The following is a 17,190-nucleotide window of genomic DNA, read 5'->3' as shown; positions in this document are numbered from 1 at the left end:
CGATTCGAACGGGGTCAGCCGAGGGTGATGTCGACCTGGATCTCCGACGCGAGGCGCTCGAGGTCGGCGCGCAGGGCGTCGAGGTCGACCGTCGGCGGGACCTTCGCGATCACCGAGGCCTCGAACAGTCGCCCGCCGGCCATCGCGGCCTCCCGGGTCTCGGTCGTGAGCTCCTCGATGCTCAGGGCGTGCGCGTTCAGCACCGCCGACACCTCCCGCACGATGCCGGGGCGGTCGTTGCCGAGCACCTGCATCACGATCAGCTGCTCCTCGTCCTCCGACGGCCCCGGCGTGCCGGTGAGCACCGACAGCGTGAGCAGCCCCTGGCCCTGGATCGCCCGGAGCGCGGTCTCGAGCTCCCCGGTGCGCTCCGTCGGCACGGACACCTCGATGACACCCGCGAACGTGCCGGCGAGCTCGGCGAGGGAGCTGTTCTCCCAGTTGCCGCCGTGGGCATCGACGACATCGGCGACGGCGGCCACGAGGCCAGGACGATCGGCACCCGCGACGGTGAGGATGAGCGTGGTCATGGGGTCAGCGTAACCCGGGGATCACTCCGCCCAGACCCCGGTCTCCAGGAACCGCTCCAGCCGCGCACGGTGCGGGGCGAGGTCCCACCCCTGCTGCGCCACCCACTCGTCGGAGTAGTACGTGCCGGCGTAGCGCACACCGCTGTCGCAGATGAGGGTCACGACGCTGCCGGTCTCGCCGGCGGCACGCATCCGGGCGATGAGCTGGAACGCGCCGTAGAGGTTCGTGCCGGTGGAGCCGCCCGCCCAGTGCAGGGTGCGCTCGCGGAGGAGGCGGATCGCGGCGATGGAGCCCGCGTCCGGCACCTGGATCATCTCGTCGATCACGGACGGCACGAACGAGGCCTCCACCCGCGGCCGCCCGATGCCCTCGATGCGGCTGGGCCGCCCGGCCGGCGGGTCGACCGTCCCCGCCCAGCCGTCGTAGAAGGCCGAGCCCTCGGGGTCAACGACCGCGATCCGGGTGTCATGGCGGCGGTACTTCACATAGCGGCCGAACGTCGCGCTGGTGCCGCCGGTGCCGGCGCCCGTGACGATCCAGCGGGGGATCGGATGCCGCTCCTGGGCGAGCTGGCTGAACACGCTCTCGGCGATGTTGTTGTTGCCGCGCCAGTCGGTCGCGCGCTCCGCGAACGTGAACTGGTCGAGGTAGTGCCCGGTGCAGTCCGCCGCCAGGCGCTGGGCCTCCGACGACATGTCCTCCGGGCGGTCGACGAAGTGGCAGGTTCCGCCGTAGAACTCGATGAGGTCGATCTTCTCCTGCACCGTCGACCGGGGCACGACGGTGATGAACTTCAGCCCCAGCATGCGGGCGAAGTAGGCCTCCGACACCGCGGTCGATCCGCTCGAGGACTCCACGAGGGTCGTGTCCTCACGGATGCGCCCGTTGACGAGCCCGTAGAGGAGGAGGGAGCGCGCGAGGCGGTGCTTGAGCGAGCCGGTCGGGTGCACCGACTCGTCCTTGAGGTAGAGGTCGATGCCCCACTCCGGCGGCAGCGGGAACAGGTGCAGGTGTGTGTCGGCGCTGCGGTTGGCATCGGCTTCCAGCAGGGCGATCGCGGTGCTGGTCCAGTCGCTCATGCCTCGAGCGTACCGGGGCCGCTGTCAGCCCACCGTGCCCGCGGGGGAGGCGCCGCCCGATCCGTCCACGTGCATCAACGAGGCCTGGGACTGCTCCTGCTGGAGCTGGAACTCGAAGCGCGAGCGGTCTCCGCGGTGGTACGCGATGAAGTACTCGATCGGCACGCCGTCCTCACTGCGGCTGATGCTGCGCAGACGGAGGAGGGCGGAGCCGGCGCTCACACCGAGGTGCTGAGCCTGCTCGTGCGTGGCGACGGTCGCCTCGGCCGAGCGGACGCCGTGCGTGGCGATAATGCCGTGGTCGGCGAGCAGCCGGTACAGCGACGCCTCGGTGAGATCCGCGCCGAGCGTCACCGCCCCCACCGCCTCGGGCATCCACGTGGTCGAGAGCGACCAGGGCTCGCCGTCCACGTGTCGCAGCCGCTCCAGCACGATCACCGGCGATCCGACCGGCACCTCCAGGGCCAGGGCGACCTCCTCGTCCGCGACGGTCTGCTCGTGGCGGAGGACGTCGCTGTGCACATGGCCACCGCGCCGCTCGACGTCGTCGTACAGCCCGACGAGTGTGTGCACGAGACTCTCGCTCGTGCGCGGGCGGGAGACGAACGTGCCCTTGCCCTTCACGCGCTCGACGAGTCCCTCGTGCTCGAGCTGCGCCAGCGCCTGCCGAACGACCGTGCGGGAGATGCCGTAGCGCTCGCACAGCCGGTGCTCGCCGGGAAGAGGATCGCCCGGCTGCAGACCGTCGCGGGCGATGCCGTCGATGATGAGCTGCCGGAGCTGGTCGTACATGGGCGCCGCGCTGTGGCGGTCGATGGCGTCCTCGATGAGGGACATCAGTACGCCACCCCCGCGTGCAGGATCACGTTCGCGTACGGGGTGAACTCCCCGGAGCGCACGAAGGCGCGGGCGGCGTGCGTGCGCCGCTTGAACTCGACGTGCGGGACCAGCTCGATCTCGAACCCCGCATCGGCGAAGCGCTCGCGCAGGGCGTCGAGCACCTCCGGGCTCTTCTCGGCGACCTCGGCCGACACCGTCGCGCCCTCGACGACGAGCTCCGCGAGCACCGTGTCGAGCACGTCGAGGAAGGCGGGGGCGCCGGGACGGTAGGCGAGGTCGATGCGCTCGGCGCCCGGCGGGATCGGCAGCCCGGCATCGGTCACGACGATCAGATCGGTGTGCCCGGTCTCGCTGATGACGCGGGAGAGCGCGGGGTTGATCGTGGTCGAGGTCTTGCGCATCGTGTGCTCCTGGTTCAGTTCGCGACGGGGGCCGCGGTGCGCGCGGCGAGGAAGGCCTCGACGTCGGCGCGGTGGGGGAGGCTGGGCGAGGCCCCCTGCTTCGTGACGGTGAGGGCGCCCGCGGCGGTCGCCAGCCGCACCGCATCGGTGAGGGCCGCTCCGCTCGCGAGCGCGGCGCCGAGGTAGCCGGCATAGGCGTCGCCCGCGGCGGTGGTGTCGACGGCCTCCACGGGGAACGGCGGGACGACGGTGGCGCCCTCGGCGGTGACGACGCACGACCCCTGTCCGGCCAACGTGATGACCGCGGCGCCCACACCCTGCTCCAGGAACCAGTGTCCGGCGCGTTCGGCGGAGGCGGCGTCGGTCACCTGGATGCCGCTGATGAGCGATGCCTCGGTCTCGTTCGGGGTGACGATGTCGATGCTCCGCCAGATCTCCGCTGCCAGCTCCGCCGCCGGTGCCGGATCGAGGATCACGGTCATGCCGTGCTCGCGTCCCCGCGCGGTGATGTGGGCGGTCAGGGCGGACGGGGTCTCGAGCTGGGTGAGCAGCACCGAGGTCGTGGGGGCGAGCGCTGCGAGGGCCTCGTCGATCTGCTCGGTGCTCAGAGCGGCGTTCGCGAGCGGCACCATGACGATGTCGTTCTGCGCGGAGGCGTCGACGCGGATGTGCGCGATTCCGGTGGGGCCCGGGACGGTGCGCAGGTGCGCGAGGTCGACGCCGGCGGCGGTGAGACCGTCCACCACGAGGTCGTGGAACAGGTCGTCGCCGACGCAGCCGACGAAGCTCGTGCGGGCGCCGGAGCGTCCCGCCGCGACGGCCTGGTTCGCGCCCTTGCCGCCGAGCATCAGCGTGAACTCGTCGCCGAGGATGGTCTCGCCGCGGGCCGGGAGCCGCTGGGAGAAGGTCGTGACGTCGGCCGTCACGCTGCCGACGATGACGACGCCGGAGCGGTCGCCGGGGTGTGCGGGTGTCATCTCGCTCCTGATCCTCCTCGACAGCGCGGGACTCCCGGTCTTTGACAAGGTTCGGGAGCTGTCATTACATTAGCCGAAGCCCCACCTGTAACGACAGGTTGCCCGCGAGGAGACCCCGATGACCGCGATCGCGCCCCGCCTGTACGTCGACAGCGCCGACACCGACCGTGTCGCGCGGCTGCTCTCCGCGGGGGTCGTGCACGGTGTCACGACGAACCCCACGATCCTCGAGCGTGGCGGGCGGACGGCTGGGGAGATCCCCGACCTCTACGCCCGCTGGGTCGAGGAGGGCGCTCGGGAGGTGTTCTTCCAGACGTGGGGTGGTGACACCGCCTCCTTCCTCCGGAACGCGGAGGGCATCCGCGCGCTCGGCGACCGCGTCGCGGTGAAGGTGCCCGCGACCGCAGCCGGGTTCGCCGCCGCTTCCGCCCTCATCCGTGACGGGGCCACGGTCCTCGTCACGGCGGTCTACTCCGTCGCGCAGGCGCTCGCGTGCGCTTCGATCGGTGCCCAGTACATCGCGCCCTACCTCGGGCGCATGCGCGACGCGGGCATGGACGGCGACGCCCTCATCGCCCGGATGCAGGAGATGTGCGCGGGCAGCGCCTCCAACGTCCTCGCCGCGTCGCTGCGGACGGCCGATGACATCACCGGGCTGCGCGCTGCCGGCGTCCCCTACTTCACCGCCGCGCCCGGCGTGCTCGACCAGGTGCTGTTCCACGAGGTCAGCGACAGCTCGGCGGCCGAGTTCGACGCCGCGATGGAGCGTCTCGGCGCCTGACGGGTCAGGCCGAGGCGGCCTGCCGCAACCACCGCTCGACACCCGCGATGTGGGCCGTGGCGAGGGAGGTGGCCAGTGCCGAGTCGCGCTGGGCGATGGCGTCGGCGATGGCGCGGTGCTCCGACAGGGTGCGCTCCACGGCGCCGCCCTCCGTGAGCCCCCGCCACACCCGGGCCCGGACCGTCTGGCTGCTCAGGTGCTCGATGAGGCTCGCGAGGTAGGCGTTGCCCGCCATGCCCACGATCTCGCGGTGGAAGCGGATGTCGTGGTCGACGAGCTCCTCGATGCCGACGGAGGCGTCGACGGCCTCCACCTCGTCCTGCAGGGCCGCGATCGCCTCGTCCGTGCCCAGGGTCGCCGCGAGCCCGGTGGCCTGCGATTCGAGCATCCGGCGGACGGCGAACATCTCCAGCATCGAGTCGTCGTCGTGCATGTCCACGACGAACGCGATCGCCTCCAGCAGCAGGTGCGGCTCCAGGCTCGTGACATAGGTGCCGTCACCACGACGGACGTCGAGCACGCGGATGACCTCCAGCGCCTTGACCGCTTCGCGCATCGAGTTGCGGGAGAGGCCGAGGCGCTCGGAGAGCTCCTTCTCCGGGGGCAGGCGATCGCCGGGGGCCAGTTCGCCCGACACGATCATCGCCTTGATCTTCTCGATCGCCTCGTCCGTCACTGCCATGGCGCTCATCCTCGCACAACATCCGATGTCTGCGGCAGGATGGGGGCATGCGCATCCTCGACTCGCACCTGCACCTGTGGGACCCGGAGGCCCTCGGGTACACGTGGCTCGAGGGACCGCTCGCGCGGCGCTTCGCTGCCGGCGAGTTCGAGCATGCGCGGGTGGAGCGGGCCACGGAGGAGCGGGCCGTGTTCGTGCAGGCCGAGACCGCCGAGGACGACTTCCTCGCGGAGGTGCGGTGGGTGGCAGGGCAGGCGGAACGACTCGGGGTGGTCGGCATCGTCGCCGGCGCTCGGCTCGATCGCGGCACCGACACCACGGTGCACCTGGAGAGCCTCACCGCGGAGCCCCTCGTGGTCGGCGTGCGTCATCTGCTGCAGGGGGAGCCGGACGGCATGATGCTCTCGTCGGTCTTCATCTCCGGGGCCCGCGAGGTCGCGGCGCACGGGTGGACCTTCGACGCGTGCGTGCGTGCCGCGCAGCTCCCCGACGTCGCACGACTGTCCGGCGCGATCCCCGAGCTGCGGATCGTGCTCGATCACCTCGGCAAGCCGGAGGTCGGGACGGCTTCTGCTCCGCGCACGCCCTCTGTGGAGTGGGAGCGCGACCTCGCCGAGCTGGCGCGACACCCCGGGGTGTTCTGCAAGGTGTCCGGACTGCCCGCGGAGGCCGGAGGGGACTGGAGCCTCGCGCAGCTCGAACCCTTCCTCGACATCGCGGCCGACGTCTTCGGTCCCGAGCGCCTGATGTGGGGGAGCGACTGGCCCGTGTCGGCGGTCGGCCCCGCGGTGCCGGACGATCCCCGCGCTTCCGCCGACGGCTCTCCGGTGTATCAGCCGTCCGCACGCAGCCGCTGGGCCGACGCCGTGGCGGCCTGGGCCACGTCCCGCGGCATCGATCACGACGCCCTCTTCCACGCCACCGCCACCTCCTTCTACTCCCTCTAGTCCCCCTCCCCCCCCCTTACGCGGGGCGAGTGCAATATGCCACCTTCGGAGCCCCGTCCAGGCCCGCTTTTGATCCCGGCCGGATGGGTACCGTACCGCTCACGCTCGTCCCTCCGGGCGCCTCGTGGCGTGCGGGATGGGAAACGGTCCGCGGCCGCGGCGTCGGGGGGCGATTCTGATCCCGCCCGCGCGGCGAGGCGGCGTGCAGGATGAGAAAGGGGCGTGCGGGGCGGGAGGAGGGAGCGGAATTGATCCCGGCTGGGGTGGGACGGGGCGGGACGGGACGAGAACGGCCCGGGGCCTCGCGGGGAGACACCGGGCCGTCGGAGAAGACCGAGTCACTCGGGGCGGAGGCGGAGCTGCGCCATCCCCCCGTCGACCTCGATGAAGGTGCCCGTGGTGGAGCCCGCGGCGGGGCTCACGAGGTAGGCCACCGCGGCGGCGACCTCGTCGGGGCTCACGAGTCGTCCGTGGGGCTGCCGTGCCTCCAACGCGGCCCGCTCGGCGGCGGGGTCGGCCGCGGAGTCGAGCAGTCGTCCGACCCAGGGGGTGTCCGCCGTGCCGGGGTTGACCGCATTGACGCGGATGCCCTCGCGCAGATGATCGGCGGCCATCGCGCGGGTCAGCGCCGACACGGCTCCCTTCGATGCGGAGTACAGCGCCCGCTGCGGGAGTCCGGTGGTCGAGGCGATCGAGGCCGTGTTGCATACGGCGGCGGCGGGGGACGTCCGCAACCAGGGGAGCGCCGCCGAGGTCACCCGAGCGATGCCCGTGACGTTGATGGAGAGGACGCGGGCCCACTCGTCGTCGTCGTTCGCGGCGATGTCGCCCTGTGCGCCGACGCCGGCGTTGTTGACGACGATGTCGATGCGGCCGAAGCGCTCGGCGACGGCGGCGACGGCGGCGTCCACGCTCGCGCGGTCGGAGACGTCGGCGGTGAACGCGGCGAACCGCTCGTCGGCGTGCGTGGTGTCACGATCGAGGACCGCGACGATGACGCCGTCCTCGTGCAGACGGTCGGCGATCGCCGCGCCGATGCCGGAGGCTCCTCCGGTGACGATGGCCACGAGGCCTTCCGCGTCGGTTCCCTGAGTTCGAAGGGTCACTTCTCTGCCTCCCATGCGATGAAGTCCTGGCGCTGGCGTCCGAGGCTGTCGATCTCGATCTCCACCACGTCGCCCGCGGCCAGGTAGGGGTACGTGCCGGACAGGGCCACGCCCTGCGGGGTGCCGGTGAGGATCAGGTCACCGGGCTCGAGCGTCACGTACTGCGACAGGTGGTGCACGATCTGCTCGACCGTGAAGATCATGTCGCTCGTGTTCGAGTCCTGCCGCGGCTCGCCGTTCACGAAGCTGCGGAGGCCGAGCGCCTGATGGTCCACCTCGTCCGGGGTGACCAGCCAGGGACCCGTGGGATTGAAGCCGAAGGCGATCTTGCCCTTCGACCACTGCCCGCCGGACACCGCCATCTGGAAGTCCCGTTCCGACACGTCGTTCGCGGCGACGAAGCCGGCCACGTGCGCCATCGACTCCTCCGGGGAGTCGAGGTAGGCGGTGCGGGCGCCGATGACGATGCCGAGCTCGACCTCCCAGTCGGTCTTCTCGCTCCCGCGCGGGATCGTCACCGCGTCGTTGGGGCCGACGACCGTGTTGGGCGTCTTGAGGAAGATGATGGGGATGGTCGGCGGCTCCGACCCCGACTCCGCGGCGTGCGCGGCGTAGTTCATCCCGATGCAGATCACCGCGCTCGGGCGGGCGATCGGGGCGCCGATGCGCATCGTCGCGGCGTCCGGCAGCTCGGGGAGCTCCCCGGCGTCGCGGGCGGCGGCGACGCGGGCGACGAAGTCTCCCGCAAGGAAGTCGCCGTTGACATCGGATGTCACCGGGCGGAGGTCGAGGTAGCGGTCACCCTCCAGGAGGACGGGGATCTCCGCCCCCGGGGTGCCGAGCCGCGCGAACTTCATGATTCTCCTGATCGTTCGGGAGGCCGCTGCTCAGCGGCCGGTCTCGTTGACAGTATAGACATCGGATGTTTACACTCCAAGAGATCCGCGCGGAAGAACGACCCGCGCATGGAGAGGAACCCCGTGAGCCGTATCGTCGCCCTCGACACCACCGACATCCGCTTCCCCACGTCGCTGAGCCTCGACGGCTCCGACGCGATGAACCCGGACCCCGACTACTCCGCCGCGTACGTCATCGTCCGCACGGACGCCGGCGACGGCATCGAGGGGCACGCCTTCGTCTTCACGATCGGCCGCGGCAACGACGTGCAGGTCGCGGCCATCGACGCGCTCGCCGGACACCTCGTCGGGCGGGAGATCGAACCGCTGCTCGATGACATGGGCGGCACGTTCCGCGAGATCATCGGCGACTCGCAGCTCCGCTGGCTGGGGCCGGAGAAGGGCGTCATGCACATGGCCATCGGCGCCGTCATCAACGCGCTGTGGGACATCAAGGCCAAGCGCGCGGGCCTGCCGCTCTGGCAGCTCCTCGCCCGGATGGCCCCGGAGGAGCTCGTCGACCTCGTCGACTTCCGCTACCTCACCAACGCCCTCACCCGCGAGGAGGCGCTGGAGATCCTGCGCGCGGCGGAGCCCGGGCGGGCCGAGCGCGAGCAGCAGCTCCTCGCCACCGGCTACCCCGGCTACACGACCAGCCCCGGCTGGCTGGGCTACTCCGACGAGAAGCTCGAGCGCCTCGCCCGCGAGGCCATGGCCGACGGGTTCACGCAGATCAAGCTCAAGGTCGGCGCCGACCTCGACGACGACATCCGCCGCTTCCGGAAGGCCCGGGAGGTGTGCGGCCCGGACTTCCCCATCGCGATCGACGCGAACCAGCGCTGGGAGGTCTCCGAGGCGATCGAGTGGGTGAACGCGCTCGCCGAGTTCCACCCCGCATGGATCGAGGAGCCCACCAGCCCCGACGACATCCTCGGGCACGCCGAGATCGCCCGCGGCGTCGCTCCCATCCGCGTCGCCACGGGGGAGCACGCACAGAACCGGATGATCTTCAAGCAGCTCCTGCAGGCCGACGCGATCTCGGTCATGCAGATCGACGCCGTCCGCGTCGCGGGAGTGAACGAGAACATCGCCAACCTGCTGCTCGCGGCGAAGTTCGACGTGCCGGTGTGCCCGCACGCCGGCGGCGTGGGGCTGTGCGAGGCCGTGCAGCACCTGTCGATGTTCGACTTCGTCGCCGTCTCCGGGACCCGCGAGGGCCGCCTGATCGAGTTCGTCGACCACCTGCACGAGCACTTCGTCGTGCCGACCGACATCCAGGGCGGCTCCTACATGGCTCCGACCGCGCCGGGTACGGGCATGGAGATGAAGGCCGACAGCATCGCGGAGTACACCTGGACGGGTGCGCATGTCCACGCCTGAGCGCCTGACCGTCCCGACCCTCGGCTACGGTGCCGCGAACGTCGGCAACCTCTTCCGTGAGCTGTCCGACGACGACGCGTGGGCGGTGCTGGACGCGGCGTGGGAGAGCGGCATCCGCTTCTACGACACCGCTCCGCACTACGGCCTCGGGCTGTCCGAGCGCCGACTCGGAGCCTTCCTGCAGACCAAGCCGCGCGACGAGTACGTGCTCTCGACCAAGGTCGGCCGTCTGCTGCGCCCGAACCCCGACCACGCCGGCGGCCTCGACACCGCGAACGACTTCCACGTGCCGGACGACCTCCAGCGCGTGTGGGACTTCTCGGCGGACGGCATCCGGGCGAGCCTGGAGGAGTCGCGCGAGCGCCTGGGCATCGAGCGCATCGACCTCCTCTACCTGCACGACCCGGAGCGGCACGACCTCGACCTCGCGCTCGCCGAGGCCCTTCCCGCCCTGGAGCAGTTGCGCGCCGACGATGAGGTGACCGCGATCGGCATCGGCTCGATGGTGTCGGACGCCCTCGCGGCATCGGTGCGTTCGGCCGACCTCGACCTCGTGATGGTGGCCGGTCGGTACACGCTGCTGGAGCAGCCCGCCGCGGTCGACGTGCTGCCCGCGTGCCGCGAGACCGGGACCGGGATCGTCGCGGCGTCGGTGTTCAACTCCGGCCTGCTCGCCTCGAACGAGCCGCGACGCGATGGCCGCTACGAGTACGGGCAGCTCCCCGACGAGCTGTGGGACCGCCTCGTGCGCATCGCCGCGGTGTGCGCCGATCACGATGTGCCCCTGCCGGCCGCGGCGATCCGGTTCCCGCTGCAGTCTGACGTGGTGCGCTCGGTGGTCGTCGGGGGCAGCCGTCCGGCCCAGCTCAGGCAGAACGCCGAGTACGCTTCGCTGCAGATCCCCTCCGCGCTGTGGGAGAACCTCGCCGCCGAGGGCCTGATCCCCGCGTCCTGACCCCCCGATCGAGAGGAGCCGCCGTGCTCGAAGGAATCCACCCGCTGCTGACCGGGGAGCTGCTGCTGCATCTCGACCGGATGGGGCACTCCGACGCGGTGGTCGTCGCCGACGCGCACTTCCCGGCGTGGGGACTGGGCGCACGGGTGGTCGACCTTCCCGGGACCACGACGCCGGAGGTCGTGGCCGCGATCCGCAGCGTGCTGCCACTCGACGACGCGCCCGGCATCGACCTGATGACCTCGGCCGACGGCGAGGTGCTGGATGTGCAACGCGAGCTCATGGCCGCGGCGGGTACGGAGCTCGACACCACGCGCTTCGTCGAGCGCTTCGCGTACTACGAGGTCGCGAAGGAGGCGTACCTGATGGTGCGCACGGGGGAGACGCGCAAGTACGGCAACGCACTGCTCCGGAAGGGCGTGGTCGGCCACCCCTCGGCCTGACTCCGTTCACAACTCAGGAGCTGCGTCGGCGAAAGCGGCTGGACGGGCCGTTCCGACGCGGAGCCGCGCTCTTCTCCTGAGTTGTGAACGCCGGGTTCACCGCCCGACGGTGGACTCCCGCACGATGAGCTCGGCCGGGAACGGCGTCGGCGCCGGAGGCGCGGCGGTCGGATCGGCGAGGAGCTGCAGCAGCGCGGCCCCGGCGGCGCGGCCGATCTCGTAGCCGGGCTGCCGGACGCTCGTCAGCGGCACCACGCCCTGGTGCGCGGCGGCGATGTCGTCGAACCCGACGAGCGCGATCTCCTCCGGCACGCGGATGCCGTGGCGGAGCAGCGGCGTGAGCACACCGAGGGCCACTCCGTCGTTCGCGGCGAAGACCGCGTCGGGGCGCTCTTCCGCCGGGAGATCCGTCAGGTGCGCCCCGGCCCGGAGGCCGTCTTCGGTCGTGAGGTGTTCGACGTCGAGGACGGAAATGCGGGCGTCGGTCCCCGCCACCGCGTCGCGCAGCCCGGCGAGACGATCGTTCGACTGGCTCACCGTCGGGGCTCCGAGGAACAGGATGCGGCGACGGCCGAGGGAGAGCAGGTGCTCGCCGGCCAGCCGTCCGCCGCCGCGGTCGTCGAAGGTGACCGCGGCGACGGAGGGCGAATCCCGGATGGGGCCGACGACCACCGAGCGGATCCCGCGAGTCGCGAGCTGTTCCAGCCGCGGCACGACATCGCCGCGCGGATAGATGATGATGCCCTGCACCCGGTGGGCCTCGAACATGTCGATGTTCTGCTCCTCGCGGGCGACGTCGCGGGCGCTGTCGCTGAAGAAGAGCGACCAGCCGCCCTCCCGCGCCACGTCGTCGACGCCGCGGGAGAGGTCGTTGAAGTACGGCAGCCAGGCGTCGAGGAGGATGAGGGCGAGGGCCTTGCTCGATCCCGCGCGGAGCTGGCGAGCCGACTCGTTCGGCACGAAGCCGAGCTCGGCGATCGCGGCGCGCACCCGCTCGCGGCTGGCGGCGCCGAGGACGTGCGGGTGATTGAGGTAGTTCGACACGGTCGATGCCGAGACCCCCGCGAGAGCCGCGACGTCCTTCACGCTCGCGGACATGGGTCTCCTTCGACGGTGGGGCCGTCGGTGTGCGGCCGGATGAGGCCCAGGCTAGCGGAGGACTTGTAACGTGCCAAGAAAGTTCTTGACACCCCGGTCGACGGCGACGTAGCGTGACTCGCACACCGGACTTGTAACGTGCCAAGTCCGCGCGGCGACGGTGCCGGACACCCGCCGGAGGAGCGCTCATGAACATCGGCTGCCACGGACTCGTCTGGACGGGGACCTTCGACGCGGACGGCATCCGGCTCGCGGTCGAGAAGACGAAGCAGGCGGGCTTCGACCTCATCGAGTTCCCGCTGATGGATCCGTTCTCGTTCGACGTCGCCGCCGCGAAGGCCGCCCTCGCGGAGCATGGACTCGCGGTCAGCGCCTCGCTCGGGCTCTCCGACGAGACCGACATCACCAGCGGTGACCCCGCCGTGGTGGCCGCGGGCGAGGCGCTCCTGCTCCGCGCGGTCGACGTGCTCGCCGAGCTCGGGGGCACGCACTTCTGCGGCGTGATCTACAGCGCGATGAAGAAGTACATGGATCCGGTCACGCCCGAGGGTCTCGCCTCGAGCCGTCGGACGATCGCCCGAGTGGCGGACCACGCCGCCGACCGGGGAGTCTCCGTCTCCCTCGAGGTCGTCAACCGCTACGAGACCAACGTGCTGAACACCGCGCGGCAGGCGCTGGCGTACCTCGCTGAGGTCGACCGTCCGAACCTCGGCATCCACCTGGACACGTACCACATGAACATCGAGGAGTCGGATATGTTCGGGCCGGTGCTCGATGCGGCCCCGGCCCTGCGGTACGTGCACATCGGCGAGAGCCACCGCGGCTATCTCGGCACCGGGACGGTCGACTTCGACACGTTCTTCAAGGCGCTCGGACGCATCGGCTACGACGGCCCCATCGTGTTCGAGTCGTTCTCCTCGGCCGTGGTCGCGCCTGACCTCAGCCGCATGCTCGGCATCTGGCGCAACCTCTGGACGGACAACGACGAACTCGGGGCGCACGCGAACGCCTACATCCGCGACAAGCTCGTGGCGGTCGATTCCATCCGTCTCCACTGAGACCCGCGGGCGCTTCGAGATCAAGATGTTATTACAGGTCTTCCCCCGCCGCCGATCGTTAGATACATTTAGATACAACTTGCACTGACCCGGGTGCAGGACGCAGAATTGATCCGATGTTTACGGCGGAACGGTCCGCCGAAATCGCGACAGAACCTTCAAGGAAGCAGGTGAGCGCATGAGTGGACCCATCCTGAGGGTCGAGGGGATCAGCAAGGGATTCCCCGGTGTCCAGGCGCTGAAGGACGTGCATCTCGAGGTGCGCGCCGGCGAGGTGCTCGTCCTCGTGGGTGAGAACGGTGCCGGCAAATCCACCCTGATGAAGATCCTCTCCGGGATCTACACCAAGGACGAGGGCACGATCACGTTCGAGGGGCAGGAGGTCGAGCTCACCAGCCCGCTGCAGGCGCAGGAGCTGGGGATCACGATCATCCACCAGGAGCTCAACCTGATGCCCGACCTCACGGTCGCGCAGAACATCTACGTCGGCCGCGAGCCCACGACGGGCCCGTTCCTGTCGGAGCGGAAGCTCAACCGGCAGACGGCCGAGCTGCTGCAGCGTTTGGACATCCACCTCGACCCCCGCCAGCGCGTGGGAGAGCTGACGGTGGCCGAGCAGCAGATGGTCGAGATCGCCAAGGCGCTGTCCTTCAACGCCAAGGTCCTCATCATGGACGAGCCGACGTCGGCCCTCACCGACAGCGAGGTCGAGACCCTCTTCGTCCTCATCGAGCAGCTCAAGGCGCGGGGCACCGGCATCGTCTACATCTCGCACCGCATGGACGAGTTGCGCCGCCTCGCCGACCGCGTGACCGTGCTCCGCGACGGCACATACATCGGATCACTCGACAAGTCCGAGATCACGATTCCGACGATCATCGAGATGATGGTCGGCCGCGTGATCGACGAGGGCACGCGTCCGCAGGCGCGGGAGCATCTCAACGACCCCATCGTGCTCGACGTGCAGGGGCTCTCCACGCGGAAGCTCCTCAAGGACGTGTCGTTCCAGCTGCACAAGGGCGAGATCCTCGGATTCGCCGGCCTCATGGGCGCCGGACGCACCGAGACCGCACGGGCCGTGATCGGCGCCGACCACCGCGACGGCGGCACGATCACGATCGGCGGGCGCACCGTCCGCATCGCGCAGCCCGCGGACGCGGTCAAGCACGGCGTCGGCTACCTCTCCGAGGATCGCAAGCTGCTCGGCCTCATGCTCGAGCAGGACGTGACCTTCAACACCGTGCTCGCGTCGCTCGGCTCCTACGCCAACGGCATCGGCTGGATGGGCGACAGCAAGGCGAAGAACCGCACCAAGGAATACGTCCAGCAGCTGCGGGTGAAGACCCCCTCGGTCAACCAGGTCGTCAAGCTCCTCTCCGGAGGGAACCAGCAGAAGGTCGTCATCGCCCGGTGGCTGATGCGCGACTGCGACATCCTCATCTTCGACGAGCCGACGCGAGGCATCGACGTCGGTGCGAAGGAGGAGATCTACCGCCTCATGCAGCAGCTCGCCGACGCGGGCAAGTCCATCATCGTCATCTCGTCGGAGCTCCCCGAGATCCTCCGGGTCGCGAACCGCATCGCTGTGTTCGCGAACGGCCGCATCACCGGGACGCTCCGCAACGAGGAAGCCAGCCAGGAGAAGATCATGCAACTCGCAGCCCACGGGGAGGAAGACTGATGAGCACCCCACAGCAGTCCGGATCGTCGACGACGACGATCATCCAGACGGCCGTCAACGAGGACACCGACAAGCGCGACGTCGCCGGGTTCCTCAAGCGGCAGTTCCAGCAGTCGCTCGCGTTCGGCACCCTGATCGTCCTGGTCATCTTCTTCTCGATCGCCAGCCCGAACTTCTTCACCTTCAGCAACATCGCCACGGTGCTGCTGTCCACCGCGGTCATCGGCATCCTCGCCCTCGGCACGACGTTCGTCATCATCACCGGCGGCATCGATCTGTCGATCGGCACCGGCATGGCGCTCTGCGCCGTGATGACGGGTGTGCTCATCACCAACCTGGGCCTGCCCGTGTGGGTCGGCGTACTCGGCGGCATCGCGACCGGTGTGCTCATGGGTCTGGTGAACGGCGTCAACATCACCTTCCTGCGGTTGCCGCCGTTCATCGCGACGCTGGCCATGATGATGATCGCCGGCGGCCTCGCCCTCGTCATCTCGAACGTCGCGCCGATCTACTTCTCGACCTCGGCTCCCGACTTCAAGAAGATCGCGCTCGGCGTGCTCATCCCCGGCATCCCGAACGCGGTGCTCATCACCGCGGCCCTCGCGATCGTCGCCTGGCTCGTGCTGTCGAAGACGCTCCTCGGGCGGTACACGTTCGCGATCGGATCGAACGAGGAGGCCACGCGCCTCTCCGGCGTCAACACGCGCCGCTGGACGATCCTCATCTACATGTTCGCCGGCGCCTTCACCGGCATCGCCGGCATCGTGATCGCCGCCCGCCTCGACTCGGCCCAGCCGCAGATCGGCACGGGCTACGAGCTGCAGGCCATCGCGGCTGTGATCATCGGCGGCACCTCGCTGCTCGGCGGCCGCGGCTCGATCCTCGGCACCGTGATCGGTGCGCTCATCATGAGCGTCCTGGTCAACGGCCTCCGGATCATGTCGATCCAGCCGGAGTGGCAGAACATCGTCGTCGGCGTCGTCGTCCTGCTGGCCGTCTTCCTCGACTCGCTGCGCAACCGCCAGCGGACCTGAGACACGGCGGCGGCGAAACCCGTGCCCGCCGCCGTCCCCGGCTCCGGCCGGACCCCGCGGAACCCTCCGCACAGGCACCACGAATGTCCACCCGCCGGTCCTGGCCGGCACCCACACAGAACAACGGAGTTTCCATGAAATTCGGCAAGAAGACCGCATTCGCGGCACTCGTGGCCGCATCCGCGCTCGTGTTCGCCGGCTGTGCCGGCGGCGGCGACGTGATCGAAGAGGGCTCGGGCGGCGACACCGGCAGCAGCGACGGCGAGATGTACATCGCCATGGTCTCGAAGGGCTTCCAGCACCAGTTCTGGCAGGCCGTCAAGAAGGGTGCGGAGGAGAAGGCCCAGGAGCTGGGCGTCAAGATCACCTTCGAGGGCCCGGCCGCCGAGACCGAGATCGCGCAGCAGCTCGAGATGCTGACCGCCGCGATCGACAAGAACCCGGACGCCATCGCCTACGCCGCCCTCGACCCCGAGGCGTGCGTCGCCCCGCTCGAGCAGGCGAAGTCGAAGGACATCCCCGTCGTCTACTTCGACGCCCCGTGCAACGGCGACGTCGGACTCAGCCTCTCCGCGACGGACAGCAAGGTCGCCGGCGCGCTGGCGGCCGAGCACATGGCCGAGCTGATCGGCGGCGAGGGCGAGGTCGCCATCGTCGGTCACTCGCAGATCAACTCGACGGGTGTCGAGCGTCGCGACGGCTTCGTCGAGAAGATCGAGGCGGACTACCCCGACATCGAGATCGTCGACATCCAGTACGGTGACGGCGACCACCTGAAGTCGGCCGACATCGCCAAGACGCTCATCGCGGCGCACCCCGACCTCAAGGGCATCTACGGCACCAACGAGGGCTCGGCCATCGGCGTCGTGAACGCCGTGAACGAGCTCGGCCTGGAGAAGGGCAAGATCACCATCGTCGGCTTCGACTCCGGTGCAGCCCAGATCAACGCCATCAAGGACGGCACGATGGCCGGCGCCATCACGCAGGACCCGATCGGCATCGGCGCCCAGGTCGTGCAGGCGGCCTACGACGCGGCCAACGGCGACGACGTCGAGGAGTTCTACGACACCGGTTCCTACTGGTACGACAAGAACAACATCGACGACGACAAGATCGCCGCGGTCCTCTACGAGTGACCCGCACGACGGAGCCCCTCGCCTTCGGGCGGGGGGCTTCGTCGTGTTCAGTGGTGTTCCGGGTCCGTGATCCGTGGTCCGTGATCCGTGGGTCCGTGATTGGTGGTCCGTGGGCGATCGGCGGTCCCATTGCACGACCCTGGGGCGGAGGCACGATCGGACCCC

18 protein-coding genes are annotated in these 17,190 nt (G+C 70.0%); 9 read left to right on the top strand and 9 right to left on the bottom strand.

Going from position 1 to position 17,190, the window contains the following annotated elements; all coding sequences use genetic code 11:
- Positions 1–14: 14 nt before the first annotated feature.
- Genes M4D53_RS12775 through M4D53_RS12755 form a run of 5 tightly spaced genes read right to left on the bottom strand, consistent with a single transcriptional unit; the run spans position 15 to position 3,828 of the window.
- A complete protein-coding gene (locus tag M4D53_RS12775; protein WP_187662533.1) occupies positions 15–530 on the bottom strand; it encodes a glycine cleavage system transcriptional repressor in 516 nt (171 codons plus the stop codon).
- A 21-nt stretch (positions 531–551) separates the two neighbouring features.
- A complete protein-coding gene (locus M4D53_RS12770; RefSeq protein WP_187662532.1) occupies positions 552–1,610 on the bottom strand; it encodes a PLP-dependent cysteine synthase family protein in 1,059 nt (352 codons plus the stop codon).
- Positions 1,611–1,634: 24 nt separating this feature from the next.
- Positions 1,635–2,447: a GntR family transcriptional regulator gene (locus M4D53_RS12765; RefSeq protein WP_187662531.1), complete on the bottom strand. Its 813-nt coding sequence runs from the start codon at positions 2,445–2,447 to the stop codon at positions 1,635–1,637.
- Positions 2,447–2,851 carry a D-ribose pyranase gene (gene rbsD, locus M4D53_RS12760; protein WP_187662530.1) on the bottom strand — a complete coding sequence of 135 codons (405 nt, stop codon included), beginning with the start codon at positions 2,849–2,851 and terminating at the stop codon, positions 2,447–2,449. The genes M4D53_RS12765 and rbsD overlap by 1 nt, the downstream gene beginning before the upstream one ends.
- A gap of 14 nt (positions 2,852–2,865) precedes the next feature.
- Positions 2,866–3,828, bottom strand: coding sequence for a ribokinase (locus M4D53_RS12755; protein WP_259954360.1), 963 nt, complete (start codon positions 3,826–3,828; stop codon positions 2,866–2,868).
- A 118-nt stretch (positions 3,829–3,946) separates the two neighbouring features.
- Between M4D53_RS12755 and M4D53_RS12750 the strand changes: the two genes are divergently transcribed.
- Positions 3,947–4,609 (top strand): transaldolase family protein, encoded by a 663-nt coding sequence (locus tag M4D53_RS12750; protein WP_259954358.1) that lies wholly within the window; start codon positions 3,947–3,949, stop codon positions 4,607–4,609.
- Positions 4,610–4,613: 4 nt separating this feature from the next.
- Here the strand turns inward: M4D53_RS12750 and M4D53_RS12745 are convergent, their stop codons facing one another.
- Entirely contained in the window at positions 4,614–5,291 is a 678-nt protein-coding gene (locus tag M4D53_RS12745; protein WP_187662527.1) for a FadR/GntR family transcriptional regulator, read from the bottom strand.
- 47 nt (positions 5,292–5,338) lie between these two features.
- Between M4D53_RS12745 and M4D53_RS12740 the strand changes: the two genes are divergently transcribed.
- Positions 5,339–6,238: an amidohydrolase family protein gene (locus tag M4D53_RS12740; RefSeq protein WP_259954357.1), complete on the top strand. Its 900-nt coding sequence runs from the start codon at positions 5,339–5,341 to the stop codon at positions 6,236–6,238.
- Between the two features lie 338 nt (positions 6,239–6,576).
- Here the strand turns inward: M4D53_RS12740 and M4D53_RS12735 are convergent, their stop codons facing one another.
- Both M4D53_RS12735 and M4D53_RS12730 read right to left on the bottom strand, forming a co-directional pair.
- Positions 6,577–7,359, bottom strand: a complete 783-nt coding sequence (locus tag M4D53_RS12735) for an SDR family NAD(P)-dependent oxidoreductase (RefSeq protein ID WP_259954354.1) — start codon at positions 7,357–7,359, stop codon at positions 6,577–6,579.
- On the bottom strand, positions 7,341–8,201 hold the full coding sequence (locus tag M4D53_RS12730; RefSeq protein ID WP_187662524.1) for a fumarylacetoacetate hydrolase family protein: 861 nt from the start codon (positions 8,199–8,201) through the stop codon (positions 7,341–7,343). The genes M4D53_RS12735 and M4D53_RS12730 overlap by 19 nt, the downstream gene beginning before the upstream one ends.
- 123 nt (positions 8,202–8,324) lie before the next feature.
- Between M4D53_RS12730 and M4D53_RS12725 the strand changes: the two genes are divergently transcribed.
- From M4D53_RS12725 to M4D53_RS12715, 3 genes are read left to right on the top strand one after another with little or no spacing between them, the layout of a single operon-like run.
- Positions 8,325–9,620, top strand: a complete 1,296-nt coding sequence (locus M4D53_RS12725; protein ID WP_259954351.1) for an L-fuconate dehydratase — start codon at positions 8,325–8,327, stop codon at positions 9,618–9,620.
- Positions 9,607–10,575, top strand: a complete 969-nt coding sequence (locus M4D53_RS12720; protein ID WP_259954349.1) for an aldo/keto reductase — start codon at positions 9,607–9,609, stop codon at positions 10,573–10,575. Before M4D53_RS12725 ends, M4D53_RS12720 begins: the two co-directional genes overlap by 14 nt.
- A gap of 23 nt (positions 10,576–10,598) precedes the next feature.
- On the top strand, positions 10,599–11,018 hold the full coding sequence (locus M4D53_RS12715) for an RbsD/FucU family protein (protein WP_025105374.1): 420 nt from the start codon (positions 10,599–10,601) through the stop codon (positions 11,016–11,018).
- Between the two features lie 96 nt (positions 11,019–11,114).
- Here the strand turns inward: M4D53_RS12715 and M4D53_RS12710 are convergent, their stop codons facing one another.
- Positions 11,115–12,116 (bottom strand): LacI family DNA-binding transcriptional regulator, encoded by a 1,002-nt coding sequence (locus tag M4D53_RS12710; protein ID WP_259954348.1) that lies wholly within the window; start codon positions 12,114–12,116, stop codon positions 11,115–11,117.
- A gap of 188 nt (positions 12,117–12,304) precedes the next feature.
- Between M4D53_RS12710 and M4D53_RS12705 the strand changes: the two genes are divergently transcribed.
- From M4D53_RS12705 to M4D53_RS12690, 4 genes are all read left to right on the top strand, one after another.
- On the top strand, positions 12,305–13,174 hold the full coding sequence (locus M4D53_RS12705; protein WP_259954347.1) for a sugar phosphate isomerase/epimerase family protein: 870 nt from the start codon (positions 12,305–12,307) through the stop codon (positions 13,172–13,174).
- 178 nt (positions 13,175–13,352) lie between these two features.
- Complete coding sequence (locus M4D53_RS12700; RefSeq protein ID WP_025105377.1) at positions 13,353–14,855, top strand: sugar ABC transporter ATP-binding protein; 1,503 nt, start codon at positions 13,353–13,355, stop codon at positions 14,853–14,855.
- The gene (locus M4D53_RS12695; RefSeq protein ID WP_025105378.1) at positions 14,855–15,889 is read left to right on the top strand and encodes an ABC transporter permease; all 1,035 of its coding nucleotides are present in this window, start codon (positions 14,855–14,857) and stop codon (positions 15,887–15,889) included. Before M4D53_RS12700 ends, M4D53_RS12695 begins: the two co-directional genes overlap by 1 nt.
- A gap of 134 nt (positions 15,890–16,023) precedes the next feature.
- Complete coding sequence (locus M4D53_RS12690; protein ID WP_071329175.1) at positions 16,024–17,025, top strand: ABC transporter substrate-binding protein; 1,002 nt, start codon at positions 16,024–16,026, stop codon at positions 17,023–17,025.
- Positions 17,026–17,190: the final 165 nt, after the last annotated feature.

Source organism: Microbacterium meiriae (assembly GCF_025143875.1).
In the GTDB taxonomy this organism is placed as follows: domain Bacteria; phylum Actinomycetota; class Actinomycetes; order Actinomycetales; family Microbacteriaceae; genus Microbacterium; species Microbacterium meiriae.
The sequence above is the reverse complement of the archived record's forward strand: the minus strand, read 5'-3'. Positions and strand labels throughout refer to the sequence as shown.